The following is a 12793-nucleotide window of genomic DNA, read 5'->3' as shown; positions in this document are numbered from 1 at the left end:
ACCTGATCGGCCCAGAGGCCGCCAAGATCAAACCACATCAACACCGACGTGAATCGCATCATGGCGCCAAAACTCCAGATCACAATCAATCAAGCGCTCATGCTGGTCATAATTGACCCGAGCAATCCGCAGTCCCGGGCTCCCCACCGACACCTTCAAAGCCGCCGCCGCATCAACAGACAACGACGTAGGCACAATCTCGAAGCGCACCCGTCCATAGTGCAAATCGTAATGCCGCGCATACAACTCGGTAATCGACTGATTCAAATCGAACTCAAGGATTCCCGGAAAAAACCGCGGGTTCAAATAGTGCTCCACATAAAGCACCAACCGCCCATCAATGCGCCGCGACCGGCAAATCTGAATCACGCTCGACAGCGCCGGTAACTGCAACCACGCACATACCGCCGCCGACGCCGGCTGCAGTCGTGCCGAAATCACCTCGGTCGACGGCACCCGCCCCTGCGCACTGACCATCGCGTGAAAGTGGCTGCGCTGCATCAGGTTGTACGCCAGACGCGGCGGCGAGACGAACCAGCCACGCCGCTCCTCACGATAAATCTGCCCCTGCGCCTCCAATTGCAACAAGGCCTCACGCACCGTAATGCGGGTCGTGCCGAACAACTCACTAAGCTTGCGCTCGGCCGGCAACTTGCTGCCGGGAGCCAACAGCCCGTGGTCGAGCTGCTCCTGCAGGATTTGCCCAATGGCTGTCACCGCTTTTGTTGCCTCATCGCGCATCAACGTTACCTATCTGGACTAGACCAGCACTGTTTCGGGGCAAAACCGAACGGCCAATGAACCGTTTGAGTGTGTAGCAAGCCTAGGCAGTGCAGATGACCGAGAGATGACAAAACTGCCCAGCGGTCGCTCTCACGACTTGCAATACACCGGCCAGTTTCCCTGCCCTGCGGGGCTTTGAGCATGGTCTACGCTTACTTGGCACTCGCCGATCCAGGGCAAATAAAGGGTCTTGCGCAAGGCCATCGACATCAAAGTGTCATCCAGCACCCTTAAATTGGCTCAGGTATTGCTGACCTAGACCAACACAAACCGCAATCGCAGCGTTGAACACGACCAAGGAGCTTCGTAATGAAACAGCTTTTCCTGGCAACACTGTTAGGCTCGACCATCGCAATGTGTACAGCCGCCATGGCGGCCGACACCGACCTGAAAACCCTCGAAGCCGCTGCGAAAGCGGAAGGCGCCGTCAACAGCGTCGGCATGCCCGATGACTGGGCCAACTGGAAAGGCACCTGGGAAGACCTGGCCAAGACCTACGGTCTGAAACACATCGACACCGACATGAGCTCGGCCCAGGAAATCGCCAAATTCGCCGCCGAGAAAGACAACGCCAGCGCTGACATCGGCGACGTCGGTGCTGCCTTCGGCCCGATCGCGGTCAAGCAAGGCGTAGTGCAACCTTACAAGCCAAGCACCTGGGATCAAGTGCCTGCATGGGCCAAGGACAAGGACGGCAACTGGGCACTGGCCTACACCGGCACCATCGCGTTTATCGTCAACAAGAAGTTGCTGCACGGCTCCGAAGTGCCGACCAAATGGGCTGACCTCAAGGGCGGCAAATACAAGGTGTCCATCGGCGACGTGAGCACCGCTGCACAAGCGGCCAACGGTGTACTGGCTGCGGCACTGGCCAACGGCGGCGACGAGAAAAACATCCAGCCTGCCCTGCTGATGTTCGCAGACATCGCCAAGCAAGGTCGTTTGTCGATGGCCAACCCGACCATCGCCACCATGGAAAAAGGCGAAATCGAAGTCGGCGTGGTCTGGGACTTCAACGGCCTGAGCTACAAGGCCAAGATGGCCAACCCGGATGACTACGTGGTGCTGATCCCGTCTGACGGCTCGGTGATTTCCGGCTACACCACGATCATCAACAAGTACGCGAAAAACCCGAACGCCGCCAAGCTGACCCGCGAATACATTTTCAGCGACGCCGGCCAGACCAACCTCGCTCGCGGCAACGCCCGTCCGATCCGCGCCGAACACCTGCAACTGCCCGAAGACGTGAAAGCCAAACTGCTGCCGAACGAGCAGTACAAAAACGTCACCCCGATCAAAGACGCCGATGCGTGGGAAAAAACCTCCAAATCCCTGCCGCAGAAGTGGAACGAAGAAGTCATCGTAGAGATGAAATAACCCTGAAGCTCACCACAGCTGGACCCACCAGGGATCCAGCTGTGGGAGTGGATTGAGTTGATTTAGAGTTTTTGAAAATTTCGCGGAGTTTTTGCCCCTATGAAGCACAACGTCATCCTTGTCGTGCTCGACGGTCTCAACTACGAGGTCGCACGTCACGCCATGGGGCATCTGCAGGCTTACGTTGGCGCAGAACGCGCCGCGCTCTACCAGTTGGAGTGCGAGTTGCCGGCCCTGTCCCGACCGCTTTATGAATGCATCCTCACCGGCGTGCCGCCCATCGACAGCGGCATCGTCCACAACAACGTCTCGCGCCTGTCCAATCAGCGCAGCATCTATCACTATGCTCGCGACGCCGGCCTGAAAACCGCCGCAGCGGCCTATCACTGGGTCAGTGAACTGTATAACCGCTCGCCGTTCGAGGCCGCCCGCGACCGTCACACCGACGATCCATCGCTGCCGATCCAGCATGGGCATTTCTACTGGAACGATCACTACCCGGATTCGCACCTGTTCGCCGACGCCGAAAACCTGCGCCTGCGCCATGCGCCGAACTTCCTGCTGATCCATCCAATGAACATTGACGACGCCGGCCACAAGCACGGCCTCGACACCCCGCAATACCGCAACAGCGCGCGCTCGGCGGACATCATCCTCGCCGATTATCTGCAGGCTTGGCTCGATGCCGGTTATCAAGTGCTGGTGACCGCCGACCACGGCATGAACAACGATCGCTCGCACAACGGTTTGCTCCCGGAAGAACGCCAAGTGCCGCTGTTCGTCCTCGGCGACGCCTTCAGCCTCAACGCTGCCGCTGCGCCAAAGCAGACCGACATTTGCGGCACCGTCTGCGAACTGCTCGGCGTGCCCCACGACAAACCCGTCTGCCGGGAGTTACTCAAGTGAACGCGATGAATCGTGGTAAATGGCTGGCTGCGCTGTGCCTGGTGCCTTTCGCAGTGTTCTTCATCGTGTTCGAAATCGCCCCGCTGGTCTGGGTGATGATCAACAGTCTGCAATCGGAAGAGTTTGGTTGGGGCCTGGAAAACTTCACCAAAATCTTCAGTTCGAAGTTCTATCGACAGGCGATCCAGTACAGCCTTGAGATCAGTTTCTGGTCGAGCGTATTCGGCATCATCATCGCCGTGCTCGGAGCGTACTCCCTGCGCCAGGTCGACTCGAAACTGCGCAATTTCGTCAATGCCTTTGCCAACATGACCAGCAACTTTGCCGGCGTGCCTCTGGCCTTCGCGTTCATCATCCTGCTCGGTTTCAACGGCAGCATCACACTGATGTTGAAGCAGACCGGAATCATTCAAGACTTCAACCTGTACTCGAAAACCGGGCTGATCATCCTGTACACCTACTTCCAGATTCCTCTCGGTGTACTGCTGCTCTACCCAGCCTTCGACGCCTTGCGTGAAGACTGGCGCGAGTCGGCTTCGCTGCTGGGCGCCAACGGCTGGCAGTTCTGGCGACACATCGGTCTGCCGGTGCTGACCCCGGCGCTGCTTGGCACGTTCGTGATCCTGCTGGCCAATGCCCTTGGCGCCTACGCCACGGTTTACGCCCTGACCACCGGTAACTTCAACGTGCTGCCGATCCGCATCGCGGCGATGGTCTCCGGCGATATTTCGCTCGATCCCAATCTGGCCAGTGCGCTGGCCGTGGTGCTGATAGCGCTGATGACCATCGTCACCGTCGTGCATCAACTGCTGCTGAAGAGGAGCTACCATGTCTCGCGCTGAATCCGGCCCGGCCGGTCTCTACCACCGCGTCGTGGTCTACCTGTTGTTTGCCATTCTGTTGCTGCCGCTCGCCGGAACGCTGGTCTACTCGATCGCCAGCAGTTGGTCGGCGACGATCCTGCCCAGCGGTTTCACCTTCAAGTGGTACATCCAGTTGTGGAGCGATCCGCGTTTCCTGCACGCGTTCGGTCAATCATTGCTGGTGTGTGTCGGCGCGCTGGTGCTGTCGGTGGTGCTGATTCTGCCGCTGCTGTTTGTGGTGCATTACCACTTTCCGAAACTCGATGCCCTGATGAACATCCTGATCCTGCTGCCCTTCGCGGTGCCTCCCGTGGTGTCCTCGGTCGGCTTGTTGCAGTTGTACGGTTCCGGGCCGATGGCGATGGTCGGCACGCCCTGGATTCTGATCGGTTGCTACTTCACCGTGGCACTGCCGTTCATGTACCGGGCGATTACCAACAACCTGCAAGCGATCAACCTGCGCGACCTGATGGACGCCGCACAACTGCTCGGTGCAAGCACCTTTCAGGCGGCGTTTCTGGTGGTGCTGCCCAATCTGCGTAAAGGGCTGATGGTGGCCTTGTTGCTGTCGTTCTCGTTCCTGTTCGGCGAGTTCGTGTTCGCCAACATCCTCGTCGGCACGCGCTACGAAACCCTGCAGGTTTACCTCAACAACATGCGCAACAGCAGCGGCCACTTCACCAGTGCGCTGGTCATCTCGTATTTCTTTTTCGTGCTGGTCCTGACCTGGATCGCCAACATCTTGAACAAGGACAAAAGCCAATGAGCTATGTCAGCGTCCAACATCTGCAGAAAAACTATTCTGGCACCACGGTTTTCAGCGACATCAACTGCGAAATCAACAAGGGCGAATTCGTCACCCTGCTCGGCCCGTCCGGTTGCGGCAAATCCACGCTGCTGCGTTGCATCGCCGGCCTGACGCCGGTCGATGCCGGCAAGATCCTGCTCGATGGCGTCGATATCGTGCCGCTGAGCCCACAGAAACGCGGAATCGGCATGGTGTTTCAAAGCTACGCGCTGTTCCCCAACATGACCGTGGAACAAAACGTCGCTTTTGGTTTGCGCATGCAAAAGGTCAATGCCGACGACAGCCACAAGCGCGTCACCGAAGTGTTGAAACTTGTTGAGTTGAACGACTTTGCCCGCCGCTATCCGCATCAATTGTCCGGAGGCCAATGTCAGCGTGTCGCCCTCGCCCGCTCGCTGGTCACTCGCCCGCGCCTGTTACTGCTGGATGAACCGCTGTCAGCCCTTGATGCGCGCATTCGCAAACACCTGCGCGAACAGATCCGTCAGATCCAGCGCGAACTCGGCCTGACCACGATCTTCGTCACCCACGATCAGGAAGAAGCCCTGACCATGTCTGACCGGATTTTCCTGATGAACCAGGGGAAAATCGTCCAGAGCGGCGACGCCGAAACCCTGTACACCGCGCCGGTCGATCTGTTCGCCGCCGGCTTCATCGGCAACTACAATCTGCTCGATGCTGACAGCGCCTCGAAACTGCTGCAACGGCCGATCCACCACCGCATCGCGATTCGCCCGGAAGCCATCGAACTGAGCCTCAATGGCGAACTCGACGCACAGATCCGCAGCCACAGCCTGCTCGGCAATGTCATCCGTTATCGGATCGAAGCCCGTGGCGTCGAACTGGTGGTGGATGTACTCAACCGCTCGGCGGCCGATCTGCACCCGGACGGTCAGCGTCTGGCGCTTTCCATCGATCCGGCGGCCCTGTGTGAGGTAGCCTGATGACTTCGCTGAAGTTGAAGAGAGAACTGCACTGATGGCCCTGGCAATTTTTGATCTGGACGAAACCCTGATCCACGGCGACTGCGCCACCCTCTGGAGTGAGCAGATGGGCCGTTTGGGCTGGGTCGATCCCGAGTCGTTCATGCGCAAGAACAACGAACTGATGGACGCCTACAGCCATGGCAAACTGCGCATGGAAGACTACATGGCGTTCAGCCTGGAGCCGTTGATCGGCCGTTCGCCGGAAGAAGTCGAACATCTGGTTGGCCCGTGGGTGGAAGACTTCATCGAGCCGATCATTTTCAGTGACGCCACCAAAACCATCGCCGCCCATCGCAAGGCGGGCGACCGGATTCTGGTGATCTCGGCGTCGGGCACCCATCTGGTCAAACCGATTGCCGATCGACTGGGCATCGACGAGATTCTAGGCATCGAACTGGACCTGGCGCACGGCGTGTACAGCGGCCAGACTGTCGGCACCCTGACCTACCGCGAAGGCAAGATCACCCGCCTGCTGGAATGGCTGGATGCTGAGGAAGAGAACCTGGAAGGTGCGAGTTTTTATTCCGACTCACGCAATGATCTGCCGTTGTTGCTGAAGGTGGATTTCCCGCATGTGGTCAATCCGGATCCGGTGTTGCTTGAACACGCCGAAAAGGCCGGCTGGCCAATTCATCTCTGGAAGTAAACATAGATCCAAATGTGGGAGCGGTCTTGCTCGCCAAGGCGGTGGATCAGTCAATAATCTATCGACCGACACTGCGCTTTCGCGAGCAAGCCCGCTCCCACAATGGTTGTGTGGTGTCAGCTCAGACTTTCATCAATCACCAACACCACCTTCCCCGCCACGGTATTGCTCGCCAGCTCGGCAAACGCCGCCTCGGCATCCTTGATCGGGAAGGCCTTGGCCAACTGCGGGCTCAACCGCCCTTCAGCGAACAATGGCCATACATGCTGGCTCAGGTCACTGAACAGATCGGCCTTGAACTGATCGTCACGACTGCGCAATGTCGAGCCCAGCAGTTGCACGCGTTTGGCCAACACCTGCGCCAGGTCCAGTTTCGCCTCACGGCCGCCCATCAAACCGATCAACACCCAACGCCCATCCAATGCCATCAACTTGAGATTCAGCGCAGAGTAATTGCCGCCCACCGGATCGAGGATCACATCGAACGGACCGAAGTCGCTCAGGCTTTCCAGATCATCGGTACGCACCACCCCGCCCTGGGCCCCCAGCGCCTCACAGTAAGCCAAACGCTCGGTCGAGCCGACGCTGACCCAACATGGGTTGCCAAACGCCTTGCACAGCTGAATAGCGGCTGAACCAATTCCACTTGCCCCGGCGTGCAAGAGAACTTTCTCACCCGGTTTGAGCGCCGCAAGTTGAAACACATTCAACCAGACGGTTGCGTAAACCTCGGGCAATGCCGCGGCCTCGACCAGCGAAACACCCTCGGGTACCGGCAATACGTGACGCCCGTCGACCACCACCTCTTCGGCCATCGCGCCCCCAGCCAACAAGGCGCAGACACGATCACCGACCTGCCACGAACTGCCCGCACCGACCTCGCTGATGACCCCGGAGCACTCAAGACCCAGCACTCGGCTGGCCCCTGGCGGCGGCGGATAAAGCCCTGCCTTTTGCAATAAGTCGGCACGATTAAGGCCGGCTGCCGCCACTCGGATGCGAACTTGTCCTACATCGCACGTAGGACTCGCCTCTTCAACCCATACCACTTGACCTTCAACGCCTTGCAATGCCTTCACAGTGCCTCCATAGTGAGTCTGGACTGAGCCCGAAGCTGTAGCGCCGGGCTTTTTGCATTATGCGACCGGCTCTTGTAGATCCGGCGACTTCAAAGACGGCCTAATATGCGTTATCAATTGTCCCCGCGTCGAATCAGCATGAAGCATTTGCTCCCCAGCACCGCCCTCGCTCTTTTTATCGGTATCGGCCTGTTGCCGGTGTCGGGCAATACCTTCGCAGCCAACAGCTGGGACAAGTTGCAGCCTGATCGCGATGAGGTCATCGCCAGCCTGAACGTCGTCGAGTTGCTCAAGCGCCACCACTACAGCAAGCCGCCGCTGGACGACGCGCGCTCGGTGATCATCTACGAGAGCTATCTCAAGCTGCTGGACCCATCGCGCAGCTACTTCATGGCCAGCGACATCGCCGAATTCGACAAGTGGAAGACCCAGTTCGACGACTTCCTCAAAAGCGGCGACCTCAACGCCGGGTTCACCATCTACAAGCGCTATCTGGACCGCGTCAAGGCGCGTCTGGACTTCGCGCTTGCCGAGCTGAACAAAGGCGTCGACAAGATGGACTTCACCACCAAGGAAACCTTGCAGATCGATCGCAAGGACGCCCCTTGGCTCAAATCCACAGCAGAACTCGACGACCTGTGGCGCAAACGCGTCAAGGACGAAGTCCTGCGGATGAAGATCGCCGGCAAAGAGCCGAAGCAGATCCAGGAAACCCTGACCAAGCGCTACAAGAACCAGTTGGCGCGCCTGGACCAGACCCGTCCGGAAGACATCTTCCAGGCGTACATCAACACCTTCGCCATGTCTTACGATCCGCACACCAACTATCTGTCGCCGGATAACGCGGAAAACTTCGACATCAACATGAGCCTGTCCCTCGAGGGCATTGGTGCAGTGTTACAGAGCGACAACGATCAAGTGAAAGTCGTGCGCCTGGTGCCGGCAGGCCCTGCCGACAAGACCAAGCAAGTCGCACCGGCCGACAAAATCATCGGCGTTGCGCAGGGCAACAAAGAGATGGTCGACGTGGTCGGCTGGCGTCTGGACGAAGTGGTCAAACTGATCCGCGGCCCGAAAGGCACCGTGGTGCGCCTGGAAGTGATTCCGGCGAGCAATGCGCCGAACGACCAGACCACCAAGATCGTCTCGATCACCCGTGAAGCGGTGAAGCTCGAAGATCAGGCCGTGAAGAAGTCCATCCTCCATCTGAAACAGGACGGCAAGGACTACAAGCTTGGGGTCATCGAGATCCCGGCCTTCTACCTCGACTTCAAGGCGTTCCGTGCCGGTGATCCGGACTACAAGAGCACCACCCGCGACGTCAAGAAACTGCTGACCGAGTTGCAGAAAGACAAAGTTGACGGCGTGGTCATCGACCTGCGCAACAACGGCGGCGGCTCTCTGCAGGAAGCCACCGAGCTGACCAGCCTGTTCATCGACAAGGGCCCGACCGTACTCGTGCGTAACGCCGATGGCCGCGTCGACGTGCTTGAGGATGAAAACCCGGGTGCCTTCTACAAAGGCCCGATGGCGCTGCTGGTCAACCGCCTGTCCGCATCGGCTTCGGAGATCTTCGCTGGTGCCATGCAGGACTATCACCGCGCGCTGATCATCGGTGGCCAGACCTTCGGCAAAGGCACCGTGCAGACCATTCAGCCGCTCAACCACGGCGAACTGAAACTGACCCTGGCCAAGTTCTACCGGGTTTCCGGCCAGAGCACCCAGCATCAGGGCGTACTGCCGGACATCGACTACCCGTCGCTGATCGACACCAAGGAAATCGGCGAGAGTGCTCTGCCGGAAGCCATGCCATGGGACACCATCAAGGCAGCAATCAAACCGGCGGCCGATCCGTTCAAGCCCTACCTGGTGCGACTCAAGTCCGAGCATGATACCCGCTCTGCAAAAGACGCCGAGTTCGTGTTCATCCGCGACAAGCTGGCACTGGCACAGAAGCTGATGGAGGAGAAAACCGTCAGCCTCAACGAGACCGAGCGCCGCGCCCAGCATGCCGACATCGATGCCAAGCAACTGGTGATGGAGAACATCCGTCGCAAGGCCAAGGGCGAAGAACCGCTCAAAGAGCTGAAGAAAGAAGACGAAGACGCTCTCGCCGCAGCCGATCCGGACAAAGTCAAACCGGAAGACGACGCCTATCTGGCCGAGACCGGCCGGGTTCTGCTGGATTACCTGAAGCTGAGTAATCAGGTGGCGAAGAAGTAAGGTGATGGCAATTTAATGCTGACGATCCCCGGATCGTCATCAAACAGTCATCATTCTGTCGTGCAATAAAGGACTGGGAGCCACTCTCTTCACCGAGAACGCTCCCAGTCCTTTTTTATCGCCAGAGATCGCCATGACCACGACCGAACAGCTGAGTGCCTTGAGCTCGATCCTGACTCAAAGCGGTTTAAACAGCCTGTTCCAGCCGATCATTTGCCTTTCCGAGCGACGTATCCTTGGCTACGAAGCCCTCACCCGTGGTCCGTCCAACAGCCCTCTTCACTCACCTATCGCGTTGTTCGCAGTGGCGCGTCAGGCCGGTCGTCTAAGCGAACTGGAAATCGCCTGCCGACAAAGCGCTTGCCGTCGCTTCAACGAGCAGCAATTACCGGGCAAGCTGTTTCTCAATGTCTCGCCGGAGTCCTTGCTCGAAGCAGCGCATCAGCCAGGGCGGACACTGCAATTGCTGCAAGACTTCGGCATCCCGCCGAGTCAGGTGGTGATAGAACTCACTGAACAAACCCCGATCGATGACTTCCAGTTGCTGCAAACCGCTTTGCATCACTATCGGGCGATGGGGTTTTCGATTGCACTGGATGACCTCGGTGCCGGGTATTCCAGCCTGCGTCTATGGTCGGAACTGCGTCCGGATTACGTGAAGATCGACCGGCACTTTATCGATGGCATACATCAGGACGCGTTGAAGCGTGAGTTCGTCGGCTCGATCCTGCAAATCGCCAAAGCATCCCGGGCACAAGTCATCGCCGAAGGCATCGAACTGCCGGAAGAGCTGGCAGTGTTGACAGAGATGGGGGTCGATCTGGTGCAGGGTTACTTGCTGGGACGTCCACAGGAGCACCCGCCTCGAGATGCCCGCGCCTTGATGCCCAAGCACGACAGCAGCGCCGTCGCGCTGAACGACGAAGGCAGCGACCTCAGCGCCCTGCTCAACGACCAATCGGCCGTACCGCGCGACACACCCACCGCCACCGTGCTGGAAGCCTTCCGTCGCCAAGCCAACCTCAACTCACTGGCAGTACTCGACGAACAAGGCCAACCGTGCGGCATCGTCCATCGTCATTCCCTCTCGGATGCTCTGCTCAAACCGTTCGCCACCGACCTGTTCGCACGCAAACCCATCAGCCGACTGATGAACGACGACTTCCTGGCCGTGGAGATGAGCCAGTCGCTGCAACAGGTCAGCCGCCTGATCACCAGCCGTGCCCGTCAGCGCATCGAAGAAGACTTCATCATCACGCTCAACGGCAGCTACCTCGGCCTCGGCCGCGTGATCGACGTACTCAAACTGATCACCGAACTGAAAATCCAGCAAGCCCGCTACGCCAACCCGCTGACCCTGCTGCCCGGCAACGTGCCGATCCAGCAATGCCTGACGCGCCTGCTGCAACAGGGCCGCGAGTCGGTCATCTGCTACGTCGACATCGACAGCTTCAAACCCTTCAACGACATTTATGGCTATGGGCGCGGTGACGAAGTCCTGCTGTGTCTGGCGCAATGCCTAAACGAGCGCGTCGACCCGTCGCGCGACTTCGTCGGCCATATTGGCGGCGACGACTTCCTCCTGGTCCTTGGCCCCGAGGATTGGCGCAAACGCCTCAATCAACTGCTCGATGATTTCCAGAGCCAATGCCGGCGCTTCTATCGCCCCGAACACCTCGAAGCTGGCTGTTTCATCGCACCGAATCGCCAAGGGGTGCGGCAGGAGTTTCCGCTGTTGTCGCTGTCCATCGGCGTCGTGCATCTACACCCCGAAGCCTGCGCACAACTCGATGCTAGTCAACTCGCGGAAATGGCATCGCAGGCCAAGCATCATGCGAAGAATGTTCCGGGGTATAGCGTGCATGTGATTGATAGCCTCACTGCGTCCGATCTACATCCTCCACAACTAATCGGCCAACGCTAACTCCCAAACAACAAAAATCCCTGTGGGAGCGGGCTTGCTCGCGAAGAGGTCTGCCCAGACAATCAGGTTTAAGGCTCGTAAATAATCACCAAGTCGACTGATTCTCCGCCCTTGCCTTGTCTATATCTTCACTCCACTGCTCACTGGCTAATTTATATATATCTTCAAAAAATTCGCGCGGATCATTCACCATCATTTCACCCCATGCAACGCTGGTGTTTGAGTCGTAGTCATCCTCAAACTGCTCTGAAAAATTAAATCCGGGTGAGTTCAAAGCATCCTCAAGAACCTTCACCATCAAAAACTTATGTCTATATGTGAATCCGGGGAAATTCTTGAGAATAAACTCCTTTATTACCACCTCTCTATCGGAGTGTTTATTAGGATCATAGGCTGACAATAAACCCCCTAAAGTTTCTTCACGATCATATATCTCTATCCCTCCAAGCCAGTAAGATAGCTGAGGAACAAATGGAAAATCGAACTCTGGCCACTTCAACATAATGACTACCTTAATCTGGGAATGCTGTATAAGGCTTCTTAATATCTTTACTATCAAACCGTACTTCTGAGTAATTTAATTCATCAATATATTTTGGATTTTGTTTATCCTTTTTATTCGGCTTATATCCTCTACCACCATTTGGCATTTCCTTCCTTACAACTGGATCACCTGTCTTTGTAAATCCAGTAGGTGCTGGTGGCTTTCGACTCATTCGGGAAATAGCATCATTAATCGCATGAAGCTGAAGCAACCAGCTCTTAAATTGAGAGCTTGAATTAACACCTTCCTTCACTCCTTTTTTTGTCGGATGACTACCGTCAATGGATCTCTGCTTCAGCGCCTTGTCCGGTATCTCCGGGTTATGCTTCGCGACGGTATGCATTTTGTACTTTTTCTCCAGCTTCAAAACTTCACGCTTCGCATTTTCCTCCGCCAGTTCATCAATCCTCGCCCTCCGCTCCTGCGCTGTCATCTTCGGCAGCGCTGGCTCACCTTCATTGACCTTAGCTCCACTTACATCACCCGGCACCGTACAACCCGGCTTCTTCGGCGGCGGACAATTGGAACTCAACCCCAACGGATCCACCCACCCCGTCGGATTCGGCACATACCGATACTGATTCAACCCACCCGCCAACTTCACCGGGTCCGGTGTCAGATACCTGCCCAGCCGTGGGTCGTAATACCGGTGCC

Annotated in this window: 12 protein-coding genes; 8 read left to right on the top strand and 4 right to left on the bottom strand. The window is 57.5% G+C overall.

What is annotated here, in order from left to right; all coding sequences use genetic code 11:
* Window positions 1–27 precede the first annotated feature (27 nt).
* The gene (locus tag AACY11_RS24970; RefSeq protein WP_339433948.1) at window positions 28–741 is read right to left on the bottom strand and encodes a UTRA domain-containing protein; all 714 of its coding nucleotides are present in this window, start codon (window positions 739–741) and stop codon (window positions 28–30) included.
* Between the two features lie 351 nt (window positions 742–1092).
* Here AACY11_RS24970 and AACY11_RS24965 point away from each other — a divergent pair, with 351 nt between their 5' ends.
* From AACY11_RS24965 to AACY11_RS24940, 6 genes are all read left to right on the top strand, one after another.
* Window positions 1093–2160 (top strand): ABC transporter substrate-binding protein, encoded by a 1068-nt coding sequence (locus AACY11_RS24965; RefSeq protein ID WP_221734243.1) that lies wholly within the window; start codon window positions 1093–1095, stop codon window positions 2158–2160.
* A gap of 99 nt (window positions 2161–2259) precedes the next feature.
* Window positions 2260–3066 (top strand): alkaline phosphatase family protein, encoded by an 807-nt coding sequence (locus AACY11_RS24960; protein ID WP_339495962.1) that lies wholly within the window; start codon window positions 2260–2262, stop codon window positions 3064–3066.
* 5 nt (window positions 3067–3071) lie between these two features.
* A complete protein-coding gene (locus AACY11_RS24955) occupies window positions 3072–3908 on the top strand; it encodes an ABC transporter permease (RefSeq protein ID WP_339433966.1) in 837 nt (278 codons plus the stop codon).
* Complete coding sequence (locus tag AACY11_RS24950; RefSeq protein WP_339433946.1) at window positions 3895–4695, top strand: ABC transporter permease; 801 nt, start codon at window positions 3895–3897, stop codon at window positions 4693–4695. The genes AACY11_RS24955 and AACY11_RS24950 overlap by 14 nt, the downstream gene beginning before the upstream one ends.
* Window positions 4692–5681, top strand: coding sequence for an ABC transporter ATP-binding protein (locus tag AACY11_RS24945; RefSeq protein ID WP_339495961.1), 990 nt, complete (start codon window positions 4692–4694; stop codon window positions 5679–5681). The genes AACY11_RS24950 and AACY11_RS24945 overlap by 4 nt, the downstream gene beginning before the upstream one ends.
* Before the next feature lie 34 nt (window positions 5682–5715).
* Window positions 5716–6369 carry an HAD family hydrolase gene (locus AACY11_RS24940; protein WP_339433944.1) on the top strand — a complete coding sequence of 218 codons (654 nt, stop codon included), beginning with the start codon at window positions 5716–5718 and terminating at the stop codon, window positions 6367–6369.
* A 116-nt stretch (window positions 6370–6485) separates the two neighbouring features.
* Here the strand turns inward: AACY11_RS24940 and AACY11_RS24935 are convergent, their stop codons facing one another.
* Window positions 6486–7448, bottom strand: a complete 963-nt coding sequence (locus AACY11_RS24935; protein WP_339495960.1) for a zinc-binding dehydrogenase — start codon at window positions 7446–7448, stop codon at window positions 6486–6488.
* A gap of 138 nt (window positions 7449–7586) precedes the next feature.
* On the opposite strand from AACY11_RS24935, the gene AACY11_RS24930 reads away from it, so the two are divergent.
* Complete coding sequence (locus AACY11_RS24930; protein ID WP_339433942.1) at window positions 7587–9671, top strand: carboxy terminal-processing peptidase; 2085 nt, start codon at window positions 7587–7589, stop codon at window positions 9669–9671.
* A gap of 133 nt (window positions 9672–9804) precedes the next feature.
* Complete coding sequence (locus AACY11_RS24925) at window positions 9805–11595, top strand: bifunctional diguanylate cyclase/phosphodiesterase (RefSeq protein WP_339466472.1); 1791 nt, start codon at window positions 9805–9807, stop codon at window positions 11593–11595.
* A gap of 85 nt (window positions 11596–11680) precedes the next feature.
* On the opposite strand, the gene AACY11_RS24920 is transcribed toward AACY11_RS24925, so the two are convergent.
* The gene (locus AACY11_RS24920) at window positions 11681–12097 is read right to left on the bottom strand and encodes a hypothetical protein (RefSeq protein WP_339495958.1); all 417 of its coding nucleotides are present in this window, start codon (window positions 12095–12097) and stop codon (window positions 11681–11683) included.
* Window positions 12098–12107: 10 nt separating this feature from the next.
* Window positions 12108–12793, bottom strand: a 686-nt coding sequence (locus AACY11_RS24915; RefSeq protein ID WP_339495956.1) for an RHS repeat-associated core domain-containing protein, incomplete at its 5' end; no start/stop codon positions are given.

Source organism: Pseudomonas sp. RA_105y_Pfl2_P56 (genome assembly GCF_963970845.1).
GTDB classification, from domain to species: Bacteria; Pseudomonadota; Gammaproteobacteria; order Pseudomonadales; family Pseudomonadaceae; genus Aquipseudomonas; species Aquipseudomonas baetica_A.
This window is presented reverse-complemented; position numbering and strand designations above follow the sequence as displayed.